Here is a 20,899-nt window from a genome sequence, read left to right as displayed (position 1 = left end):
GGCTTGCCTTCTCCCCTTGCGGGAGAAGGTGGCCTCGCGAAGCGAGGTCGGATGAGGGTGCTCCAGCTTGGCGCAAATCTTCATCCAAAATCCAGACTTCGGCGCACGGCGATCATTGGCGCCTCACTCCGTCCAGACCCCTCATCCGGCTCGACGCTACGCGCCGATCCACCTTCTCCCGCAAGGGGAGAAGGGAAGACGTACCGCCGCTGCGGTTGCCGCAACTCCGCCGGCGGTCTATGTAAGGCGGCATGAGCGATACGACTTCACGCCTCTCCGGCTGGATGGACCTTGCCAACCCGACGCGGTTCGTCGGGCTGGCCGACAAGGTCGTGCCGTGGCTGGCGAGCGTTGCCGCCATCATCCTCGCTGTCGGCCTCTACATGAGCTTCACGGCGCCCGAGGACTTCCAGCAGGGCATCACCGTTCGCATCATGTATATCCACGTGCCTTTCGCCTGGCTTGCCATGATGTGCTACACGCTGATGGCGGTCTCGGCACTGGGCACGCTGGTCTGGCGCCATCCGCTGGCCGACGTGGCGCTGAAATCGGCGGCACCTATCGGCGCCGTCTTCACCGCCCTTGCACTGATCACCGGTTCGATCTGGGGCAAGCCGATGTGGGGCACCTGGTGGGTGTGGGACGCGCGGCTGACCTCGGTCTTCATCCTGTTCCTGATGTATCTCGGCATCATCGCGCTGACCCGCGCGCTCGACGATGCCGGGCGCGCCGCCTGGGCCGCCGCCATCATCACCCTGGTCGGCTTCATCAACATTCCGATCATCAAATTTTCGGTCGACTGGTGGAACACGCTGCATCAGCCGGCGTCGGTGTTCCGGCTCGGCGGCCCGACCATCGATCCAAGCCTGTTGTGGCCATTGCTGGTGATGGCACTCGGCTTCACAGTGCTGTTCTTTGCGCTGCATCTGATGGCGATGCGCACCGAAATCCGCCGCCGCCGCGTCATTTCGATGCGCCGGGTTGCCGCGAGACAGGCTAGCTGATCTTCGTCGAGTTCCTTCGCGCCCCCCTCTGTCCTGCCGGACATCTCCCCCTCAAGGGGGGAGATTGAATGTCACCTATCGTTTCGCCAATCGCGAATGTTGAAAGAGAGGCGCTACCGGCGAAGGTACCGATCTCCCCCCTTGAGGGGGAGATGGCCGGCAGGCCAGAGGGGGGCGCTGTCCCTCCAGCGTTTGAAGGATTTTGTACCTGAAGCGCACGCGCTCCAGCTGGACTCATCCCATCCGTCCTCGCGCCTTGACCGGGAGCGTCTCGATCACCTTGTCGCCTTCGATCAGATGCACCTCGTCGAACAGGTTGGTGACGACGCAGCAATGGTCGGGCACGACGCGCACGCGCTCGCCGATGCGAAGCTCGGCGCCGCCTGACAGCGTGACGTTGCCGTGCTCTTCGCTGAGGCTGGTCACCCTTGCGCCTGAAATGCCCAGCAGCTCGCCGAAATCGGCGAGCCCCAGCGTATCGCTGGACAGGGCCTTGCTGCCGGCGTCGAGGATGGCGCGTGTCGGCGTTGGGTGGCTGACCACCGTCGACAGCACCGTCAGTGCGCAATCGTCGAGGCTGCCGACGCCTTTGGTGACCTGGTAGCGGTCGAGATAGATGTAGGTGCCGGGCCGGTATTCGGTAACGACGCTATGCTCGCCGGAACGCCACATATCGGGTGTGCCGCCGCTGGAGATGCGCTCGCAAGCAAGGCCGGCTGCGGCAAGTGCTTGCTGCGCATCGGCGAGCCACGCCTCGGTCTCGGCGGCGCGGCCAGCCCCCGGGTAGGTCATCAAGCCGCCGAAGACGAGCCCCCGGACCTTGTCGATCTCGCTCGCCAGCGCGACTGCCTCGCCGGCCGACTGCACACCGCAGCGGCCCATGCCGGTGTCGCATTCGACCAGCACCGGCAGGCGGTGGCCGGGATCGGTAAAGGTGGCGGCAAGTCCCATGAGCGTGTCCATGCTGTCCGTTGTCACCGACAGGGTTACGCGGCCGTGCAGCGCCTTGAGGCGCTCCAGCTTGGCCCGCCCGAGGATATTGTAGGGCAGAAAGATGTCGGTCAGTCCGGCGTCGGCCATGACCTCGGCCTCGCCGATCTTCTGGCAGGTGATGCCGACGGCGCCGGCCGCGATCTGCTTCTTTGCCCAGTAGGGCAGTTTGTGGGTCTTGATGTGCGGCCTGAGCTTCAGCCCGTGCCGGTCGGCATGGGCCTGCGCCCGCGCGATATTGGCTTCGGCGCGGCCGGCATCGATCAGGATCGCCGGCGTATCGAGGTCGTCTATGCTGCGCATGGTCTCACCATCGGAAAATTGGTTGACCTTATGGCCCTGATCGGACCGCATGTCATGGGGCCAGCGACAGCAGTTTGCATCGACACCGAATTGACGTTCGGCTATTGCGGTTAGAGCAATTCCAGGAAAAGTGTGAAACGGTTTTCCGTCCGGAATTGCGTCCAAAAAAAGATAGAGCGGTTCGGCGTTTCCGTGAAACGATGAACCGTTCTAGCGCTCGCAAAGCGACGGGAAGGAACCACGATCATGAAACGCTCCGCCATCAACGACATCATCCGCGACGCCGACGCCTTCATCCGCTCGTTCGGCTACATCATGCCGCCCTTCGCCTACTGGTCGCCGGAAGAGATGAAGGCGCGCCGGCAGGATTCCTCGGCGATCTTTTCCTCCCGGCTCGGCTGGGACATCACCGACTACGGCCAGGCGAAATTCGACGAGCTCGGCCTGTTCCTGTTCACCGTTCGCAACGGCCGCTACGAGGACATGAAGAAGGGCATGGGCATGCTCTATGCCGAAAAGATCATGATCTCGCGCAAGGACCAGCTGTCGCCGATGCACCGCCACAACATCAAGGCCGAGGACATCATCAACCGCGGCGGCGGCAAACTGGTGCTGGAGCTGTTCATGCATAATCGCGATGGCGGCATCGATCCGAAGGCCGAAGTGACCGTGCCTGTCGACGGAACCATTCACAGGCTGCCTGCGGGTGGACTGCTGAAGCTCGACCCAGGCCAGAGCGTCACTTTGCTGCCGGGCGTCTGGCACGCCTTCTGGGCTGAGGGCAAGGACGTGCTGATCGGCGAGGTCTCGACCGTCAACGACGATCTCACCGACAATGTCTTCCGCGAGCCGATCGGCCGCTTCGCGGACATCGACGAGGACACAGCACCGCTGCATCTGCTGGTGTCCGACTACGAGAAGTGGGTGGGATAGGGCAGGAGGTGGCGCTGGTTGGAAATGCCGGAACTGATAGCTAAGGAGTCCCAATTCAGCTGCTGCAAAAATGTCCGAATACCGATTGTGCTGTCACTGAATTCGCTCGTGCTGTGCAGTGAAAAAACGATATCCACCGTGGGCGGCGCTTCTATTCTCGCTATTATTAGGCGCACTCCGTCATCTAGGATCTCAACGCCCGTTTCTCGTTTCCAATTTCCTCCCACTTGCTGAAGTCGGGGGGAGGAATCGTCGAATTGCTCTCGCATCGATTCGTCGTTTGGAAAGGGAGTGTCGGTGAGGCTGCTGAATTCTTCCCAGGACCCAGAGACCGCCGCCTGAATTGCGCGATCTATCCTGGATTCCTCAGTCGCGCTAATTTTGACCTGCATCCCGTCCCCCCTTCCGGTCTACCGCGCATGCTTGTCGGCCCTGCGGTTGCCGAGCAGCAGCTTGCGTTCGAGATGCGCCCGTAGCTCGCCGTAGTAAGCCGTCAGGAACGCGCGTGCGTCATGGGCTTGGGGTGCCGCGCCGATCTTGCGTCCGATCGTTTCGGCCACCGTCCGCAGGGCGAAATAGTCGTCGCGGCGCAGCACCTCCTCCAGCTTGTGGAGTTCGGCAATCCCGTAGGCATCGAGTTGGGCGTGGCTGAACCGGAAGGCGCCGGCCGCCGGATCCTGCCGTGCCGACAGGTCTTCAAGCAAGGCGCGCTTCGGCGCCTCGACCACCCAGGTTCCCGCCAACAGGTCGCCGATCCGCATGCGGTCTCGATTGAACAGCGGGAACAAGGCAAACAGCAGCGTCCACACCAGTCCGAACACCGTCGTCAGCGTGTCGGCAAGGTCGGTCCCGCTGCGTCCAACGATGATCGACAGCGGCAGGAACACCTCGATCTCGCGCATCAGGTTGCGGGCGATCACCTGGTCGATCGACAGGCCGTCTCCGCTGCGCGACGCGACCCGGATGCCGACGATCCGCTTGCCGGGCGTAGCCGCGCGCCGGCCCGCTTCGAAGACGATGAAGTAGGCGTTGCGCAGAAAGAAGATCAGGATGATCCAGACGACGAAGAGCGGCTGAAATCCCTCGCTGCCAAGGCCTCCCACCCCGAACAGCGCGACGATCGTGATCACGATTGCCGCCACGGCGATGAACACGATGTCGAGCAGGAAGGCGGAGGCCCGCGTGCCGGCGTCGGCCAATTTTATCCGGAGATCGACGCCTTCGGGCGTGATCAGCGGCCGTATAGCCGCGAAGGCGGCGCGTTTAACGATCGCCATGCCGCACCGCCCGGAACAGGTAGAAATAACCGATCCACAGCACCAGCATGCCACCGCCAATGCCGTAGCGTGTGACGTCGCTGGTGATGGTCTGCCTGCCAATGCCCTCGAGCAGCCCGGCAAACAGCAGCATGACCGAGACCCCGACCATGGCGTTCGCGGCGATGCGTCCGGCGCGAGCCGCTGCCGCCATGCGTGTCAATTCGCCGGGAAAGGCGATGCTGGTGCCGATGCGCATGCCCGCCGCGCCGGCCAGAGAGATTGCGAACAATTCGGTGGTGCCGTGGATGGCCAGCCAGCCGCCGAGCTCCATGCCAAGCCCCTTGGACCAATAGACTTGGAACAACGCCCCGATCATGCAGCCGTTGTACAGCATCAGCAGCACCGTCGGCACCGCGAAGGCGAAGCCAAGGGCGAAGGCCAGGATTGCGACCTGGACGTTGTGCGTGAACAGATAGGCGGCAAAGCCTGAGAGAAAGCCATTGTCGCCATCATAAAGCATGTTGCGCAGCAGTTCGGCCGAGGTGTCGGGGCCGCGGCCTCCTGCCAGGCCGGGCGGGATGATCGCGTCGAACCAGCTCTTGTCGGATGCCACCAGCCAGGCGCCTGCACCAATGCCGATCACCATCAGCGCGACCGACGCCAATGTCTCGCGCCACAGGTCGCGAATGGCTTCGGGCCAGTCATGCAGGAAGAAATCGGCGAGGCGCTGCCGCAGCCCGCGGCGCGCGCCGTAGAGATAGAAATAACCGCGCAGCGACAGCGCTTCGAGATAGCCGACCAGCGCATTATCGAGCGATGTCGCGCGCGCCACCGACAGGGAAGACAGCGCCGATCGATAGAGCAGCGGCAGCGACAGCAGCTCCTCTTCGGAAAGCGTCCGCGGCGCGCGCTTCTCGACACGCGCCAGCAGCGCCTCGAATGCCTTCCAGTCGGCCTCGCGCTCGCGGCGGAAGCTGGCCAGCGACTGGCGTACCGCGTCGCCGCGCACCGCATTGCCGCGTACCGGCGCCGTCACAGCAAATCCTCCTGCTTGAACTGCAGATAGCGCTCGACCAGCGCCGGACCGAGCCGGCTGTGGTCGGCTTCGATCACATGCGCCCCGAGCAGGCGCAGCCGGCCGATGACGACCTGCCTTTCGCGCAAGAGCCCTCCGGCAACGACCGCGCGGGCAACATCCTCGCCGGAGCGTGGCGGCAGGTCGGCCAGGCCCTCCAGTTCGGTGTCCTTCATCATCATGAACAGCACGAGATGCCGCTCGGTGAGCCGGCCCACGGTGCGCAGCATCAATTCCGCACTGATCGGATCGACGAAATCGGTGAAGATGATGACCAGTGAGCGGCGGTCGAGCCGCGCCGCCAGCGTCGTCAATGCCAGCGTGAAATTGGTCTCCTCGCTGGAGTAGTCGATCTCGGCGGCCCGTTTCTGGATCATCGCAAAGCTGGCGGGGCCGCGCACCGCGCCGCTCGAAACGCGCGGCCTTGCATCGAAGCCGAACAAGCTGACCATGTCACCGCCCTTCAGCGCGATGAATGCCGACAGCAGGGCGGCCGTCACCGCCCGGTCCACCTTCGGCACCCCGTCGACCGGCTCGCACATCAGGCGTCCGCTGTCGATGGCCAGCACGATGTTGTTGTTCTCCTCGATGCGGAACTCGCGCGCCAACAGCTTGCCGTGGCGGGCGCTGCGCTTCCAGTCGATCATCCGCCGGCCCATGCCGGGCTGGTAATCCTTGAGCGCGTCGAACTCGCGGCCTTGACCGGCGCGGCGCTGCGCATGGCCTTCGGCAAGCGCCGCATGTTGCAGCAGCGTGATCGCCTCGCCGCGGGCGCTGCTGACGTCGGGCAGCACGGCAACCTTGCTTTCCACCGGCAGGACGACCTGGTTCCAGACCAGCCCGAACGGCCCGCGCCAGCGCACCCAGAGACGGTCGAAGCTGGCGACGCCGCGCCGCAGCGCCTGGAGGCGGAGGTTGAGCGACCCGCCTCCGGCGGTTGGCAGCAAGGCGCCGCCGCTGCCGTCCACCGGCGCCAGACGCGCATCGTGGCCGACCCGAGCCTCCGCGGCGCGCGGCCCCGAGTGACGGGCGGTGATTTGCACGCCGAATTCCCCACCGACACCGACCTGCTGCGGCGCATCGATGCTGGCATTCAGCGATGCCCGTCCGCGTCCGGCCGCGGCGTCCACCGCCAGGAAGGCAAGCAGCAGGCAACTCCACAGCAATCCCAGATACCAGAACGACGGCAATGCCAGCGCGACCAGGAAGGCCGGCACCGCGCCGGCCGCAGCTGCCCATACCGCTCGGCCGCTGGGATAGATCAACGTGGTGCTTCCGTCTGGTCGACCAGGTCGGAGACGATCTGCTCGACCAGCCGGCCATCGATCTGGGCGGCAGGCGAAAGGATGACGCGATGACGCAGCGCCGGCACCGCCAGCGCCTTGACGTCGTCGGGGATCACATAGGCGCGTCCGTCCAGCGCCGCCCGCGCCCGCGCCGCCCGCGCCAGCATGGCGCCGGCGCGCGGACTGGCCCCGACTTCCAGATCGGCATTTTCACGCGTAGCCCGTACCAGCGCCGCTATATAGCCGACGACATCGTCGACAAGGGTGACGGAGCCGACCGTAGCGAGTGCCTCCTGCAGCGTCTCGCGGTCCGTCTGCGCCTCGATGCCATATTGCGCGATGTCGTGCGAGGCGGAGCCGCCGCCGTGATGGACGATGATGGCTCGTTCTTCCTCGGGGCCCGGATAGCTGACGCGGTGCTTGAACAGGAAGCGGTCGAGCTGCGCCTCCGGCAGCGGATAGACGCCCTGGTGCTCGATCGGATTCTGGGTCGCGACGACCATGAAATTGCGGCCGAGCGAATGCGTGGTGCCGTCGAAGGTGACCGCATGTTCCTGCATCGCCTCGAGCAGTGCGGCCTGCGTCTTGGGCGGCGTGCGGTTGATTTCGTCGGCAAGCAGGAGATCGCAGAAGATCGGGCCGCGCGTCAGCGTGAACTGCCCGGTCTGGAAGTTGTAGATGTTCGACCCGACGATATCGCCGGGCATCAGGTCCGGCGTGAACTGGATCCGCCCGTAGGCGATCCCAAGCGCCTGGGCGAAGCAGCGCGCCGTCATTGTCTTGGCCGTGCCCGGAGGACCTTCCAGCAGGATATGCCCGCCCGCAAACAAGGCGGTCAGCATCAGGTCGACCGTATCGTGCTGCCCGGTGATCGCCTTGGCCACTTCTTCCCTGATCCGTGTCGCCAGGGCCTTCACATCATCGACGTTCACCGAGCCTCCTTGCCGTCCAGTCATGCAGCCGTTCTGCTGCCTGTTGCATCTGCGTCAGATTCTTCGCCTCGCCGGCCGCTTGCGAGCGCGTCGTGAAGCCGCCGGCTTGCTCCTTATCGCGAGAGTCGAGCCAGTGGTCGAGCGCTTTGCCTTGCAACCCTTGCGGTGCGCCGAGCAGCGCGCCGGCGCGCACCCGCATCAAGGCCGCATAGCGGCCTCCCAGGTCGTCCAGCCGGCCGGCACGCCGCATGAGCATCGCCGTCGTATCGACCAGCGCACGCTTGCCGAAGGCGATCGCGCGCTGGTCGATACGCGGCGGGCCGAACCGGCCAAGGCCATGCAGGAACGCCAGCGCCGCAGCGATCAGGATCGTCAGTGTCAGCGCCAGGAACGGCGGCTCGACCAGAAGCTTGGCCAGATCATACTTCCGCCCCGCGCCGTGCAGCGTCAGATCGAACATCACCAGGCCGTCGTCGGGCTGGAGCAAGGCAATCAGCCCGAGCGCGGCTGCCGCCTTTTCGGGATCCTTGAGGGCGGCGTTGTTGATCAGGTCGGGGTCAGTCAGGATATAGAACGGCTTGTCGTTCAGTTCGGTAAGCACAGCCTTGTCATTGCCGGCTGCGATGAGAGGGTACTTGTCGGCCACCCACTGCAATTCTTCGGGTGCGGCAACCATGTTGCCTTCGATGTCGAGTTGCTTTGCCGTGCTCTGGCCGGCACCGATCTTCGCATCGGCGATGCGGCCAAGCCATTCGTTGACCACCGAACCGGGCAATCGCCCGAATTTCATGTTCCAGCCTTCATGCCCCTGCAGCGGCAGGATCTGCCATTTGGGCAGCACGAAAAGCGTGTTCTGATCCTGGCGAAGATTGAGGATGTGGTCGAGCGCCTCCGGATCGCTATCGGGCGAGATGGTGACGATCAGCAGTATATCTCTGGCAAGATCGTCTTCGGTCCGCGCCATCAAGGGCGCTTCGCCGGTGAGCCGCAGCCATTCCGCCAGGCCGGCGTAGCCGACGCCGCTTTTCGATAGCGGCGTGGCGCCGCCATTGCCGGGTTGCCGGAAATCGGGAGCATAGGTGGACAGCAGGAAAAAACCGGCCGCCGCAAGGAGGCTGGCGAAAATCCCCCAAAACAGTGTCTTTCGATTGAACGGCTCCTGTGCCTCGACCGTCGGTGCACTCACGTCCAGGCATCCCGGAAGGCGAAACGTTCATAGGCGCCGCGCGCCTGCCGCCAGCCTTCCGCGCCGACCGGCCGGCGCGCGAACAGCGCCGCCTCGACAATGCGGGCGATCTCGGTAAACGCATGGCGTGCCCTTCCCGGCAGGGAAGGGGCATTGGCGATGTCGCGCGCGGTGAGCGACGGGCGCAGGAAGTCCGGCAGCCGGCCGGCGATATCGGCGACGCTGCGCCGAAGCAAAAGGTGAACCGCCTCGTCATAGTCGCCGCGTGCGGCCAGCGCATCCGCTTGCGACAACAGGATCTGCGCGGCGCCGGCGTCTGGGCGCCAGGTTTCTTCGTCTTCGACTTCCGGCCGCGCGCGCTGCCACGGCAGCCGCCAGGCGATGCCTTTCACCTCAAGGAAGACCAGAAGCAGGATGATTGCGACGCCCGATATCACCGCCCCCCAGAACAGATAGATCATGTAGGGACCGAGCCACGACAAAAAATCCTGCAGCGGTTTCAGCCACTCGGGCGGCTTCGGCGGCACATAGGCCGGCAGGTCGAACTGGATCGATTCGTCGGCGATCAGCTGCTTGTGCAGATTGGTCAGCCGTTCGGCTTCCGCTGTGCCTGGCTGTGCCACCGCCACCCGCTCCCCTGCAACCTGTGGTTCCCAGCCGACACTGACAATGCAGCGGAACAATTGCAAGTGGGCTGGACGGCGACCACCAATCTTGGCAGATTTACCACCGGGGCCGCCAGCCATGCGGCGGTGAGGCAGGGGGAAGCATCATGACATCAGTGACATTGGAACGGCCGAACAAATTTCGCATCGGCAGGGTTTTCAACGACAGCTTCGCTGTCATCAGCCGCAATCCAGTGCTTTGCCTTGGATTGGCCATGCTGTTCTCAGGCTTGCCTACGCTTCTTTACCAGCTTTGGATTTGGAAATGGGCGACCAACGTCGAGGCTGGCGTTCCGGAGTTCTCAGTCCAACGAATCACTGCCACGATCGTTGGCGTGTTGGTTTCCATGACACTGTCGGCAATCCTGCAGGCGGCGCTGGTGCGTGCCGCGATCGAGGATCTGAACGGCAAGCGACCATTGATTGGCGATTGCCTCAAGACGGCAATCTCTCTCCTGCTGCCGGTGATAGGCATCGCGGTGCTGGTGAGCCTCGGCGCCGCCGCCGGCGCGATGCTTCTGCTCGTTCCCGGCATCATATTGTGGCTTCGTTGGTCTGTCGCTGTGCCTGTTTTGGTTCAGGAAAGACTGGGGGTCTTCGGCAGCATGAAGCGCAGCCGGGAACTTACCAAAGGAAGCCGCTGGGCTCTGTTCGGATTCTGGATTGTCCTGTTCATAGCTGTGGTGCTGATCCAGGCCGTGCTCAGCCGTGCGATCATGGTCTTTGGCCTAACCACCGGCATATTTCTTGGCGCCCTGGTGACAGCGATCGTATCCATTGTGACGTCGATCGCCCCGGCAGTCAGCTATGTCGAGCTGCGGCAAGTCAAGGAAGGCACCAGCGTCGAAGACTTGGCGGAAATCTTCTCGTAGCGGCAAGGGATTTGCTGCCTTCATCGCGTCAGGATCGGTCTGGACTGGATAGGTAATATCGTGGCGTCAATAACGCTGGACCAGCCCAACACATTTCGTATCGGCAGGGTTTTCGGCGCCAGCTTTGCGGTCATCGGCCGCAATCTCGCGCTCTGCCTCGGGCTTGCCCTGATTTTCTACACCTTGCCCAGATTCGTGTTTGCGCTCTGGTTCTGGAAATCCGTTACGAATATCGAGCATGGCGTTGCGGAATTCTCGGTTCAACGGCTCGTGCTCACGGTCGTTGGCGCGATCGGCTATGTGGTCCTTATGGCTTTCCTGGAGGCGGTGCTGACGCGCGCTGCGATCGAGGATTTGAGCGGCAAGCGGCCGTCGATGCGAGATTGTATGGGGACAGCCTTGGCGCTCCTGCTGCCGGCAATCGGCATTTCGCTGATTGTCAACATCGGCTTCACAGTCGGCCTCGTGCTGCTCATCGTTCCGGGATTGTTGTGGTTGGTTCTCTGGGTTGTAGCGATACCGGTTCTGATACAGGAACGTTTGGGAGTATTCGCGAGTTTGGGCCGCAGCCGCGACCTTTCCAAGGGGAGCCGCTGGCGTCTGCTCGGTCTCTGGTTTCCCCTATTCGTGGCTTCGGTCGCAATCAATTTTGCGTCGGACCGCGTCCTATCTTCCTTAGGCATTACGCTCGGGTTCTTCCTGGACGCCTTGCGGGGCGCAGCCGAGCAAGTCGTATTGTCGATCGCCGCAGCGGTCAGCTATGTCGAATTGCGGCAAGTCAAGGAAGGCACCAGCGTCGAAGACTTGGCGGAAATCTTCTCCTGAGGACGCGTGGAGGCTTTTCACCGACGGCTCGGGGCTCTCGCGTTGCGCTACTGAGCCGAGCTTGTTCACAAAGCCTGTGTCTGCGCCGGCAACGCCGCCGCCAGCCGCTTCGCCCATTGCTCGATGCCGGAGCGGCTCGCCAGCAGGTCCTGCCTGATCTCGATAAGGACCGCGGGAATGCCGCGATCGTCGCCATGGACCGGTATGGCGTAGTCGCCGTCGCGGCTGATCACGTAGGGCTCGTTTGCCGCGGCGTTGAGTGCACTGTCGGCGCGCAGGCCGGCAAGCACTGCCTGGCCGAAATCGACTGCCCGATCGTAAAGCACGCCGGCGTGCCAGGGCCGTGCAATGCCGAGGAAGACCGGCGTGAAGGAGTGGATCGTCGCGATCCGCGTCGGTCTGCCCTGCTTCGCCCGGCCATCGAGGTGGGCGGCCACGCGGTCATGGAACGGCGCGAACATGACTTCGGCACGCCGGCTTCGTTCCTCCGGATCGAGGCCGACATTGCCGGGGATGTCAGTGCCTTCCGATAGCACCGGAATGCTGCCGCTGGAACCAAGCGGCCGGTTGAGATCGATCAAAAGCCGCGAATAGGAGCTGAGGAAAGCCGGAGCGTCGAGCAGTCTTGACAGAACACGAGTCACTTCGGCGGCGCCGATGTCCCAGGCGATATGGCGCTGCAAATGGCTGCTGTCGAGACCGAGCCGGGCATACTCTGCCGGAATATGATTGGAAGCGTGCTCGCATATCAAAACGATATCGGAACGCCCCGTTTCGTTGATTGCTTCGACCGCTGGAAGCCAACCTTCCGGTAGGATGGCGTTAGCAAGCGGCTCAGCCATCAATACAGCGTCCGGTAGAGATCGCAGACCGCCACTGGGTCGAGACCAGCGAGGCGCTCGGTCTCATGCCGCTTGAGGCCGACAAAGGTCTCGACGAACACCGGCGCGAACCATCCGGTGACGGTCTTGTCGGCAACGAGCGCGTCGAGTGCCGCAGGCAGCGTTTCCGGCAGCCGCACGAGGCCAAGCTTCTTGCGCTCGGAACCGCTCATCTGCGTCGGGTCGCCCGAGACAAGCGGCGGCGCCGGCAGCTTGGCCTTCAGCCCCTCCAGCCCGGCGCGCACGATCGCCGCCAGCGATAGATATGGATTGCCCGTGGCGTCGGCTGCCCGGTATTCGATGTTGTACTGCCGCGCCGGATCGCGCCCGCCGATCGTCACCGTCGGGCAGATGCGCAGGCTCGCCTCGCGGTCGCGATCGGCAAGCCAGGTGTAGGACGAGCTCCAGCTATGCGGCTTCAGCCGGTAGTAGGACGACACACTCGCCGCCGTCATGGCGGTGATCGCGGGCAGGTGGCGCAGCACGCCGGCACAGAACGAAGCGGCACGGCTGGAAAGGCCGCCAGGCTGGGCCGGATCGTAGGTCGCCGGCTTGCCGGCCTCGTCGACGAAACTGAAATGGATGTGGACGCCGTTGCCGACGGCATCGGGCGCGGTTTTGGGCGCGAAGCTCGCCCGCCAGCCGGCACATCGCGCGACTTCGCGCGTGATCTCGCGGATGGCGACGGCGCGATCGGCCGCGGCGAGCGCATCGGCCGGCTCGCATGTCACCTCGAACTGGTCGGTGCCGAATTCGGCGATCACCACTTCGGGCGCGACGCCGGCTTCCGCCAGCGCCGCCATCAGATTGGCGGCGAACGGGTCGGCGCGGCGCAGTGCTGCCAACGACATCGAATGAGCCGGGCCGAAGTCGCCCTCGATATGGAATTCATGCTCGAAGGCGGCGATGACGGAAAGCCCGGCCGCTGCCTTCAACTCAGTAAGCGCATCCTTGAGCATGGTCCGCGTACAGCCGACCCACGGGCTGCCGTCGAGTTCGACGATGTTGGCGGCGACCATGTCGAAGGGCGTCGCCGATCCGGTCAGCGCCGTGCGGAACCGCGCGTTGAGATCGGGAACGAGCCGCACATCGCCGGACGAACCCCAGGGATTGGGATCGACGATCGAGTTGAACGGCGTCAGCGACAGATTGGCCTGCAGCCAGCCGACGCCGGTCGCGGCGATCTTCTGCAGCCTGCTTTCGACGACGGAGCGGCCGCGCGTGATCGCCGAAAGATCGGTGGTGACGACGGCAACCAGCGGTTCGACGGTCATGCAGCTTTTCCCAAGGCTTCGAAACGGGCAGTAACGATGGCGGTATCTGCGACCCAGCAATAGCCGCCGAAAGCCTCGAGCGCGCCATCATGGCGCTCCCGCGTGGCGGCGGCGCAGGCATCCGATACGCAGGTGACGAGATAGCCGCGATCGGCGGCATCGCGCACCGCCATGTCGACGCACTGGTCGGTCATGATGCCGGCGACGACCAGGTAACGCACGCCGAGGTTTTTCAGGACATAATCGATGTTGGTCGAGTTGAAGACACCCGACGATGTCTTCGGCAGCATGATCTCGTCGCCGACCGGCGCCAGCGACGGCACCGGCAGGCCCTCGGGCCGGCTCGGCGCGATGTGGATCGGCGTCAGCTTGTGGTCGAGCGAGCGGTCGCGGCCGTCCTCGGTCAGGCTTTGGATGATGGTGTGGACCACCTCGACGCCGTTGGTCCGCGCCGCCGCCAGCAGGCGCTCCTGGTTGGGGATCGTTTGCGACGCCGTCTGCCGGTAGAAATAGTGATCGGGCCCACGCTCCGGATGCGCTGGATCGGCGCCGGGCTCCAGCCAGACCCGTTGCATGTCGACCAGCAGCAGCGCGGTTTCGCCGGCCCGGAACGGCTCGTTTCGTTTTGGCAGTGCTGGCGTCATGCTTGGGGGTCCTGTGTTGCTGATCACAATCCGGCTGATTTAGCTGATTTTGGTCCACACGTCCTGCGTGGCCGGCGCGCTTATTGGGATATTCGAAGTTGCTAAATTGAGGTATACCTGCTTTCCGGCGTGGAGACGGGGGGTCTTCTGTCATGATCGATTGAGCCGACCGCCTACGGCAAAGCGAAGGGCGGATGAAGCGCCTGATAGAGTTCTCTTTTTAGTCATGGGGCGATGTTAAGATGTTAGCCTCCGACCTGACGAAATTTATCGAGCAGGATCATCTGGCTCTGGATGCCTTCGTAAAGGGCGATCCTGAGCCCTTGAAAAACCTCTACTCGCGACAGGACGACGTCATTATTGCCAATCCCTTTGGCCCGCCGGCGAAGGGATGGAGAAAGGCCGCTGAGACGATGGAACGGGCCGCCACCAATTACCGGCACGGCAAGGCCATCGGCTTTGAGCGCATCTCGGAGTATGCGACAGCCGACTTGGGATACATCATCGAGGTCGAGCGGTTCCAATCCAAGGTCGGTGGTGGCAACAAACTGGTGCCGATTGCGCTTCGAGTCACCACCATATTCCGGCGCGAGGACGGCGCGTGGAGGATCGTCCTTCGTCATGCCGATCCGATAACCTCGGCACGCCCGCCGACGTCCATTGTCGGGGAGTAGAAGGTTGCCGGAGAGGTTGGAATTACGGTGACAGTGCACTAATTTCTTTTCGCCGCCTGCCTCGTTTTCCGGGTTTCGCGGCTTTGCCGATTTGCCCGGCGATGCTCTCGGCCCACAGGTGCATCGAAACCCGCGACATCGGCGACGCGGCAATACTCGATGAGTTCAGTCTTGCGGGACACATAGTCTTCGGACGTGAAAACACTTTGGCTCGCCGGCACGGTGTTGGGGATGCGGCGGCGGACTGGGAGGGCAAGGTGCACGTGCGGCGAGGCCGACACGGCAAAAGTGCACTGTCACCGTATTTCTACTCATGATCTCGGCCCACTCATCGGGTCGCGTCTCGGACAGGATGACGACGGCGTTTTTGTAGCTGAAGAACTCGTATTTCTGGTGAAGGTCGGCGGGAATCCCGTCGTCGACTGTCTTCTGCGGGGCCGCGAACCTAGTCGACAGCGACGCATCCGGCAGCGCCTGTTCTAGCTCCTCGCCGTCGATGTCGTCGTCGTCGCCAACCATGATATTCTTCCAAGTCTAGGATAACTGATTCTACAATCGGGCGCGACTAAACCAGCCTTAGCTGATTGGAACGGGGGGCGAGCAAATATCAATGGTAAGGGTGGTTCCTTGGGGTAAGGCGGCACGCCGGATCGGATCACTATCCTTGTCCGTGGATCAGCTGCTCAACATCATTGACGCAACGAATATCAAAGACGTGAGCGCCACACAGAATTATTGGAAGAGGACGATTCAGTTCGATTCAGTAGCCGATATAAAGCAGAACAAGGCGCGGTTGGCGGGAAACCCAACGCTATACATGGACGGAGTCCAATTAGAGTTTATTCATGCTAGCGCCAAGCTGAGTGTGTGGGCCAGGGAAAAACCTAACAAAGAAGAATTATTGAGTGCGCTATATTCGGAGCTGGTTGCCCATAAGTCAAGCATCGACAAGATCATAGATTTTTGCACTTACCTTTTTATTCCGGCCGCGGTAGTTTTGATTTTTTCGACATACTCCCAAGAGAGCCTTGCAAAATACCTGAAAATGGACGCTCGCACGATCGGAATATTGCTTGTCGTTCCTTGCGCTGCTGTCGTAATGATCAGTTGCTCCAGAGTGCTACGAAAGGGAATTACCTATACCCCTGTGCCCGGTTTTTGGTCGCGACACGGATCAAGCATCGCTGCCAGTATACTCGGAACACTTATTCTTGGCTGGCTCGGAATAATCTGGAAAATCGTCATGAGCGGCCCTAAGTCCTGATCTTAAGCCGCAACGCAAAACGAAACACGAGTGATTTGATATGCAGTGGCGCGCTTATTTGGCTCATGCGCAGATAGCAGTTGGTAGCGAGTTCCGTATGCCGGTGTTGAATCGCGGGGATAGGCTATCGCCCAACGATACCATTTTTTCGACTTGCCTTCAGGCGGACGAGACGGTGCAACCGTCATCGAAACGGATGGGCAGAGCCAAGCTGACGATGAAGAACCAGCGTCAGAATCGAAGGCCACGAGTGGCGGTTCGAGAGTCTGGGGGAATGAGGGTCCGAATTAAACGGGCTGCTGCTCTGGGCCACACAAGAGCAATCCATTACGCTGTAACACTTCGCGCTTTCTAATGTTCGCTAGGTGCTCCAAAAAAACAATAAAAGAAGTGTGGCTGGGGAACCTGGATTCGAACCAGGACTAACGGAGTCAGAGTCCGTGGGTCTACCGTTAACCTATTCCCCAGCAGGCGCGGCTGTTGAAACCACGCAGGGTGGGCCGCCAGGCAGCCGCGCGGCCCTTGTAGCCGCCGCCGGAAAATAGTCAACCCTGTGTCTGGGTTCAATCGTCGGCTTCCGGCGCTTCAATTCTCGCTGCGGCTGAATTGCGAGCGCTCGAAATAGAGCACCACGCCGAGTGCGATCAGCAGCGGTATGATCAGGTAGAACAGCCGGAACACCAGCAGCGCCGCCAGCACGCCGACCTGGTCCATATGCGACAAGCCGGCGAGGAACACCACCTCGAAGACGCCGAGCCCGCCCGGCGCATGCGAGATCTGCGCGATCGAGAACGACACCAGGAAGACGCCGAGCACGATGAAATAGCCGGGATTGCCGGCGGCGGGCAGGGCAAAGAAGATGATCGCCGCCGCCGCCAGGAGCTCGATCGGGCCGACCAGCAATTGCCGCGCCACGATCGGCAGCGCCGGATAGTGAAGCTGAAAGCTGCCGATCCTGAGTGGTCTCAGATGCAGCCAGCTGCCGAAGACATAGGCCGCCACCACGAGCAGCATGGCGAACCCAGCTGCTTGCGCCAGTCGGTGATGCGGTATGCCGGAAAACCGGTCGATCACCTCGGGCTCGAGCAGCAGGACGATGCTTGAGACGAACAGCGTCGACAGCACGAAGGTGATCCAGCAGATCGCCACCAGAATGCCGACGTCCTGGCCGGTCAGGCCCCTGGTGCCGTAGGCGCGGTAGCGGATCACCGCACCGGAAAACACCGACCCGCCGATATTGTGCGACAGCGCGTAGGTGGTGAACGAGCAGAAGGTGACGAACAGCCACGATACTTTCTTGCCGATGTGCAGCAGCGCGATGTGGTCGTAGCCGGCGAGCGAGGCATAGGCGATGACCGAACTCAGCGCCGCCAGCACCCAGCCGCGCGCCGGGATGGCGATTATGCCGGCCCAGACATCGTCGAGCGAGATGCCGCGCAATTCGTGCAGCAGCAGCCACAGCGAGAACACCACCGCGGCGATGCCGACCACGGGCCAGAAATAGCGGCTCCAGTTCATGGCCTGACGATCATGCGTTGCAGCCCGTACCCGTTTTCCGGTTCGCAGCAGGCAAACCGCCCGCGCTCCCGAATGGTTTACCCCTCCATTTCAGAAATGCCTCATTGAAGCCGGCTATTCAACCGGGAAGGCGGGTTGTGGAGAGAAGGAAAGCGTGGCGTTCCTTCGCGCCCCCCTCTGTCCTGCCGGACGGCGAAGGATCGTGGCTTTATTCCAGCTTGGGTTCCTCGCCCCACGAAGTGGGGAGAGGTGGCTCGGCGAAGCCGAGACGGAGAGGGGAAACCGCGCCCTACGAAGGCCCCCTCTCCGGCCGCTTTGCCGCCACCTCTCCCCCGCTTGGCGGGGCGAGGAACCCACATCTTGAGAGGCCGGCATCAAAGGCTCTCATCGGGTCGAGCACAGGGCGAGACAATGCCGCCGGCAAAATTCGCCGCGAGCACTCTTGGTGATCCGGCCCGGCGCTGATAGTCTGGCCGCAACTTGAACATGTAAAAGCGCCTGCTGCGTCCGGTCTCCGGTTCGCGCGGCGCCGGAAGGAACGACAGTGGAAGACCACGAAGCCGGCGCTGGTGCGCCGGAAGTGGGCGTGTCCAGGGGTTCGCCGCCGCCATCCGGCCAGGCAAACCCATCCGCCGGACGCTACGGCCGTCAGGTGCAGCCCCGGTCCGGCAATGGACAGGCTGGCGACACGTCCCACGATCACAAGGGTCAGAACGGCCCGCATCAGAACGGCAAACCCAAGAAGCGGCGCAAGCGGCGGCGCGGGCGCAAGGTTTTCGCACGCGACGAGGCTCGTCCGGTGATAACAGGCACTTCGGTGCCCGCCGCCGGCGGGGCCCCGGCCGCTCGCCAGCCCCAGCCAGCGGCTTCGATCGCGCCCCAGTCCTCGATCGCGCAATCGGCTTCAATCGCGCAATTGCCTCCTGCCTTGCCAAGGCCAGGGCAAGGTGCCCGCACGCCGCCACCGCTGCAGGAATTGCCGGTGTTTGCCGCGCTCGACCTCGGCACCAACAATTGCCGCCTTCTGGTCGCGGTGCCGACGCGTCATGGCCAGTTCCGCGTCATCGATGCGTTCTCGCGCATTGTCAGGCTGGGCGAGGGCCTTACCGCCAATGGCCGGCTCGGCGACGCCGCAATGGACCGCGCGGTCGAGGCGCTGAAGATCTGCGGCGACAAATTGCGCAACCGCAAGGTCAGGAAGGCCAGGCTGATCGCCACCGAGGCCTGCCGAACCGCCGCCAACGGCGTCGAGTTCCTCGAGCGCGTCGAGCGCGAGGCCGGCCTGAAGCTCGAGATCATCGACCGCCAGACCGAGGCGCGGCTCGCGGTGTCGGGCTGCGGCTCGCTGGTCGAGCGCGACACGCAAGGTGTCGTGCTGTTCGACATCGGCGGCGGCTCGTCCGAAATCGCGCTGATCGACCTCACCGGCCAGCGCTCGCCAAGGCTCGCCAACCATATCGTTTCATGGACTTCGCTGCCGGTTGGCGTCGTCTCGCTGGCCGAGCGTTTTGGCGGCCGCACGGTGACACGCGAGATCTTTGGCGCCATGGTCGAGGATGTCGCAATGCGGCTGCGCGCCTTCGACGGGCGTGACCGGCTGAGCCACCTCCTGGCCAGCCCGAAATTCCATTTGCTCGGCACATCGGGCACTGTGACGACACTGGCCGGCGTTCATCTCGACCTCGAACGCTATGACCGCCGCCGCGTCGACGGGCTGTGGATGGATCGCGACAGCGTCGACCGCATGGTCGAAAAACTGGTCGGCTGGGATTTCCAGCAACGCGTCGCCAACCCTTGCATCGGCGCCGACCGCGCCGACCTGGTTCTGGCCGGCTGCGCCATACTGGAGGCGATCCGCGCCGTCTGGCCGTCCGAACGGCTGCGTGTCGCCGACCGCGGCCTGCGCGAGGGCATATTGAGCGAATTGATGGCCGATGACGGCGTCTGGCGGCGAGGCAGAGCATGATCCCGAAAAGTGGCTGCCGGTTTTCGGACAAGATCATGCTCAAACAAGCAATCAAGCAATGACCAAGAAACCGGAAAGACCGAGCTCCGCCGGCATTCGCGTGCTGAAGACGAAGATCAAGAAGAAAAGCGGCTTGAAGGAATCGTCGCGCCGCTGGTTGCAGCGCCACATCAACGATCCCTATGTCCAGCGCTCGAAGGCCGACGGCTATCGCTCGCGCGCGGCCTACAAGCTGATCGAGATCGACGACAAGCACCATCTGCTCAAGCCTGGCATGAAGGTGATAGACCTTGGCGCGGCACCCGGCGGCTGGTGCCAGGTCGCCGCCGCGCGTACCAAGTCGACCGCGGAACACCCTAACGTCGTCGGCATCGACTATCTCGAGATGGACGCCGTGCCGGGCGCGCCGGTGCTGCTGATGGATTTCCTCGATCCGCAGGCACCCGAAAAGCTGGCCGAGACGCTGGGCGGCCAGCCGGACATCGTGCTCTCCGACATGGCCGCACCGACCACCGGCCACAAGCGGACCGACCACATCCGCACCATGCATCTTTGCGAGGTGGCGGCCGATTTTGCGCTGTCGGTATTGAAGCCGGGCGGACATTTCCTCGCCAAGACGTTTCAGGGCGGCGCCGAGAACGAATTGCTGGCGAGACTCAAGCGGAATTTCCGCTCGGTCCATCACGTCAAGCCGCCGGCCTCACGCGACGAGTCGGTGGAGCTGTATTTGCTGGCGAAGGATTTTAAGGGGTAGCGCCCTTTCCTTCTCCCCTTTGTTTGGACTGGGGACATCGCGAACAGATGTGCGAGGACATCGCGAACAGTTTTGCGCTTTTGCGCGAGGGGGTTCGGGATGCCATTCGAGGACAGAAGCGTGATGAAGCAGAAGCTGGAGTTTGTAAGGCTGGCGTCGGCGAAAGGCGCGAATGTAAGCGTGCTGTGCCAGCGCTTCGGTATCGGCCGGACCTGTGGCCACAAGCTGCTTTCGCGCTATCGGATCGAGGGGGAGGCTGGGCTGGTCGAACAGTCGCGGCGGCCACGATCGAGCCCGGCGCGCAGCGCGCCGGAGGTGGAAGCGGCGGCCCTTGCTGTGCGTATGGCGCATCCGGCTTGGGGTGGACGCAAGATCGCGCGTGTGCTTGTCCGCGAGGGCATCGGCACGCCGGCGGCCTCGACGGTAACCGGCATCCTGCGTCGCAACGGCATTGAGTTGGGAACGTCGGGCGGTGGAGCGCAGCCCTTCATCCGCTTCGAGCATGCCGCCCCCAACGATCTGTGGCAGATGGACTTCAAGGGTCACGTCGCCTTGCGTTGCGGCCGCCTGCATCCGCTCACCGTGCTTGATGAC

Annotated in this window: 22 protein-coding genes and 1 tRNA gene; 9 read left to right on the top strand and 14 right to left on the bottom strand. The window is 63.2% G+C overall.

Translation table 11 applies throughout. The features are described from left to right. Positions 1–251 precede the first annotated feature (251 nt). Positions 252–1,004 carry a heme ABC transporter permease gene (locus NKI25_RS16795; RefSeq protein ID WP_352465476.1) on the top strand — a complete coding sequence of 251 codons (753 nt, stop codon included), beginning with the start codon at positions 252–254 and terminating at the stop codon, positions 1,002–1,004. A gap of 234 nt (positions 1,005–1,238) precedes the next feature. Here NKI25_RS16795 and NKI25_RS16790 read toward each other — a convergent pair whose 3' ends face one another. Beyond that, positions 1,239–2,297, bottom strand: coding sequence for a D-TA family PLP-dependent enzyme (locus NKI25_RS16790; RefSeq protein ID WP_352998783.1), 1,059 nt, complete (start codon positions 2,295–2,297; stop codon positions 1,239–1,241). 246 nt (positions 2,298–2,543) lie between these two features. Between NKI25_RS16790 and NKI25_RS16785 the strand changes: the two genes are divergently transcribed. Beyond that, positions 2,544–3,230 carry a D-lyxose/D-mannose family sugar isomerase gene (locus NKI25_RS16785; protein WP_352998781.1) on the top strand — a complete coding sequence of 229 codons (687 nt, stop codon included), beginning with the start codon at positions 2,544–2,546 and terminating at the stop codon, positions 3,228–3,230. Here NKI25_RS16785 and NKI25_RS16780 read toward each other — a convergent pair. Genes NKI25_RS16780 through NKI25_RS16750 form a run of 7 tightly spaced genes read right to left on the bottom strand, consistent with a single transcriptional unit; the run spans position 3,209 to position 9,591 of the window. Further along, complete coding sequence (locus NKI25_RS16780) at positions 3,209–3,622, bottom strand: hypothetical protein (protein ID WP_352998779.1); 414 nt, start codon at positions 3,620–3,622, stop codon at positions 3,209–3,211. The genes NKI25_RS16785 and NKI25_RS16780 overlap by 22 nt on opposite strands. A gap of 18 nt (positions 3,623–3,640) precedes the next feature. Further along, positions 3,641–4,507 (bottom strand): RDD family protein, encoded by an 867-nt coding sequence (locus tag NKI25_RS16775; protein ID WP_352593187.1) that lies wholly within the window; start codon positions 4,505–4,507, stop codon positions 3,641–3,643. Then, positions 4,494–5,525: a stage II sporulation protein M gene (locus tag NKI25_RS16770; RefSeq protein ID WP_352593190.1), complete on the bottom strand. Its 1,032-nt coding sequence runs from the start codon at positions 5,523–5,525 to the stop codon at positions 4,494–4,496. The genes NKI25_RS16775 and NKI25_RS16770 overlap by 14 nt, the downstream gene beginning before the upstream one ends. Continuing rightward, positions 5,522–6,781 carry a DUF58 domain-containing protein gene (locus NKI25_RS16765; protein WP_352593193.1) on the bottom strand — a complete coding sequence of 420 codons (1,260 nt, stop codon included), beginning with the start codon at positions 6,779–6,781 and terminating at the stop codon, positions 5,522–5,524. Before NKI25_RS16765 ends, NKI25_RS16770 begins: the two co-directional genes overlap by 4 nt. Positions 6,782–6,825: 44 nt before the next feature. Next, a complete protein-coding gene (locus NKI25_RS16760; protein WP_292661489.1) occupies positions 6,826–7,782 on the bottom strand; it encodes an AAA family ATPase in 957 nt (318 codons plus the stop codon). Further along, positions 7,769–8,968 carry a DUF4350 domain-containing protein gene (locus NKI25_RS16755; RefSeq protein WP_352998776.1) on the bottom strand — a complete coding sequence of 400 codons (1,200 nt, stop codon included), beginning with the start codon at positions 8,966–8,968 and terminating at the stop codon, positions 7,769–7,771. The genes NKI25_RS16760 and NKI25_RS16755 overlap by 14 nt, the downstream gene beginning before the upstream one ends. Next, entirely contained in the window at positions 8,965–9,591 is a 627-nt protein-coding gene (locus NKI25_RS16750; RefSeq protein WP_352590445.1) for a DUF4129 domain-containing protein, read from the bottom strand. Before NKI25_RS16750 ends, NKI25_RS16755 begins: the two co-directional genes overlap by 4 nt. Positions 9,592–9,848: 257 nt before the next feature. Between NKI25_RS16750 and NKI25_RS16745 the strand changes: the two genes are divergently transcribed. Continuing rightward, entirely contained in the window at positions 9,849–10,505 is a 657-nt protein-coding gene (locus NKI25_RS16745) for a hypothetical protein (RefSeq protein ID WP_245274617.1), read from the top strand. 195 nt (positions 10,506–10,700) lie between these two features. Continuing rightward, positions 10,701–11,330, top strand: coding sequence for a hypothetical protein (locus tag NKI25_RS16740; RefSeq protein WP_156937262.1), 630 nt, complete (start codon positions 10,701–10,703; stop codon positions 11,328–11,330). A 65-nt stretch (positions 11,331–11,395) separates the two neighbouring features. Here the strand turns inward: NKI25_RS16740 and NKI25_RS16735 are convergent, their stop codons facing one another. From NKI25_RS16735 to NKI25_RS16725, 3 genes are read right to left on the bottom strand one after another with little or no spacing between them, the layout of a single operon-like run. Further along, positions 11,396–12,172: an N-formylglutamate amidohydrolase gene (locus NKI25_RS16735; protein WP_031211164.1), complete on the bottom strand. Its 777-nt coding sequence runs from the start codon at positions 12,170–12,172 to the stop codon at positions 11,396–11,398. Continuing rightward, positions 12,172–13,485: a type I glutamate--ammonia ligase gene (locus NKI25_RS16730; RefSeq protein ID WP_352571497.1), complete on the bottom strand. Its 1,314-nt coding sequence runs from the start codon at positions 13,483–13,485 to the stop codon at positions 12,172–12,174. Before NKI25_RS16730 ends, NKI25_RS16735 begins: the two co-directional genes overlap by 1 nt. Beyond that, positions 13,482–14,129 carry a cysteine hydrolase family protein gene (locus NKI25_RS16725; protein WP_352998774.1) on the bottom strand — a complete coding sequence of 216 codons (648 nt, stop codon included), beginning with the start codon at positions 14,127–14,129 and terminating at the stop codon, positions 13,482–13,484. Before NKI25_RS16725 ends, NKI25_RS16730 begins: the two co-directional genes overlap by 4 nt. A gap of 242 nt (positions 14,130–14,371) precedes the next feature. Between NKI25_RS16725 and NKI25_RS16720 the strand changes: the two genes are divergently transcribed. Then, positions 14,372–14,803, top strand: coding sequence for a YybH family protein (locus NKI25_RS16720; protein WP_352998773.1), 432 nt, complete (start codon positions 14,372–14,374; stop codon positions 14,801–14,803). 165 nt (positions 14,804–14,968) lie between these two features. On the opposite strand, the gene NKI25_RS16715 is transcribed toward NKI25_RS16720, so the two are convergent. Continuing rightward, complete coding sequence (locus NKI25_RS16715; protein ID WP_352998771.1) at positions 14,969–15,322, bottom strand: hypothetical protein; 354 nt, start codon at positions 15,320–15,322, stop codon at positions 14,969–14,971. 145 nt (positions 15,323–15,467) lie between these two features. On the opposite strand from NKI25_RS16715, the gene NKI25_RS16710 reads away from it, so the two are divergent. Continuing rightward, entirely contained in the window at positions 15,468–16,067 is a 600-nt protein-coding gene (locus NKI25_RS16710) for a hypothetical protein (RefSeq protein WP_352998769.1), read from the top strand. Positions 16,068–16,460: 393 nt separating this feature from the next. Here the strand turns inward: NKI25_RS16710 and NKI25_RS16705 are convergent. Continuing rightward, positions 16,461–16,534: transfer RNA gene (locus NKI25_RS16705), tRNA-Gln, on the bottom strand. A 118-nt stretch (positions 16,535–16,652) separates the two neighbouring features. Further along, positions 16,653–17,585: a lysylphosphatidylglycerol synthase domain-containing protein gene (locus tag NKI25_RS16700; RefSeq protein WP_352998768.1), complete on the bottom strand. Its 933-nt coding sequence runs from the start codon at positions 17,583–17,585 to the stop codon at positions 16,653–16,655. Positions 17,586–18,129: 544 nt separating this feature from the next. On the opposite strand from NKI25_RS16700, the gene NKI25_RS16695 reads away from it, so the two are divergent. The 3 genes from NKI25_RS16695 to NKI25_RS16685 form a co-directional block, all read left to right on the top strand. Then, a complete protein-coding gene (locus NKI25_RS16695; protein WP_352590480.1) occupies positions 18,130–19,551 on the top strand; it encodes a Ppx/GppA phosphatase family protein in 1,422 nt (473 codons plus the stop codon). 58 nt (positions 19,552–19,609) lie between these two features. Next, a complete protein-coding gene (locus NKI25_RS16690; protein ID WP_023674449.1) occupies positions 19,610–20,305 on the top strand; it encodes an RlmE family RNA methyltransferase in 696 nt (231 codons plus the stop codon). A gap of 123 nt (positions 20,306–20,428) precedes the next feature. Next, positions 20,429–20,899, top strand: a 471-nt coding sequence (locus tag NKI25_RS16685; RefSeq protein ID WP_352998766.1) for a helix-turn-helix domain-containing protein, incomplete at its 3' end; no start/stop codon positions are given.

Origin of the sequence: Mesorhizobium sp. M0808, from assembly GCF_040320025.1 — a bacterium.
Taxonomy (GTDB): Bacteria; Pseudomonadota; Alphaproteobacteria; order Rhizobiales; family Rhizobiaceae; genus Mesorhizobium.
Note: the sequence above shows the minus strand (reverse complement) of the source record. Positions and strands in the feature narration are given on the sequence as shown.

Excerpts from the sequence above, each read along its gene's own strand:
- NKI25_RS16795 (WP_352465476.1), top strand. The coding sequence starts at position 252 with ATGAGCGATACGACTTCACGCCTCTCCGGCTGGATGGACCTTGCCAAC.
- NKI25_RS16790 (WP_352998783.1), bottom strand. The coding sequence starts at position 2,297 with ATGCGCAGCATAGACGACCTCGATACGCCGGCGATCCTGATCGATGCC.
- NKI25_RS16785 (WP_352998781.1), top strand. The coding sequence starts at position 2,544 with ATGAAACGCTCCGCCATCAACGACATCATCCGCGACGCCGACGCCTTC.
- NKI25_RS16780 (WP_352998779.1), bottom strand. The coding sequence starts at position 3,622 with ATGCAGGTCAAAATTAGCGCGACTGAGGAATCCAGGATAGATCGCGCA.
- NKI25_RS16775 (WP_352593187.1), bottom strand. The coding sequence starts at position 4,507 with ATGGCGATCGTTAAACGCGCCGCCTTCGCGGCTATACGGCCGCTGATC.
- NKI25_RS16745 (WP_245274617.1), top strand. The coding sequence starts at position 9,849 with ATGCTGTTCTCAGGCTTGCCTACGCTTCTTTACCAGCTTTGGATTTGG.
- NKI25_RS16735 (WP_031211164.1), bottom strand. The coding sequence starts at position 12,172 with ATGGCTGAGCCGCTTGCTAACGCCATCCTACCGGAAGGTTGGCTTCCA.
- NKI25_RS16730 (WP_352571497.1), bottom strand. The coding sequence starts at position 13,485 with ATGACCGTCGAACCGCTGGTTGCCGTCGTCACCACCGATCTTTCGGCG.
- NKI25_RS16725 (WP_352998774.1), bottom strand. The coding sequence starts at position 14,129 with ATGACGCCAGCACTGCCAAAACGAAACGAGCCGTTCCGGGCCGGCGAA.
- NKI25_RS16720 (WP_352998773.1), top strand. The coding sequence starts at position 14,372 with ATGTTAGCCTCCGACCTGACGAAATTTATCGAGCAGGATCATCTGGCT.
- NKI25_RS16715 (WP_352998771.1), bottom strand. The coding sequence starts at position 15,322 with ATGGTTGGCGACGACGACGACATCGACGGCGAGGAGCTAGAACAGGCG.
- NKI25_RS16700 (WP_352998768.1), bottom strand. The coding sequence starts at position 17,585 with ATGAACTGGAGCCGCTATTTCTGGCCCGTGGTCGGCATCGCCGCGGTG.
- NKI25_RS16690 (WP_023674449.1), top strand. The coding sequence starts at position 19,610 with ATGACCAAGAAACCGGAAAGACCGAGCTCCGCCGGCATTCGCGTGCTG.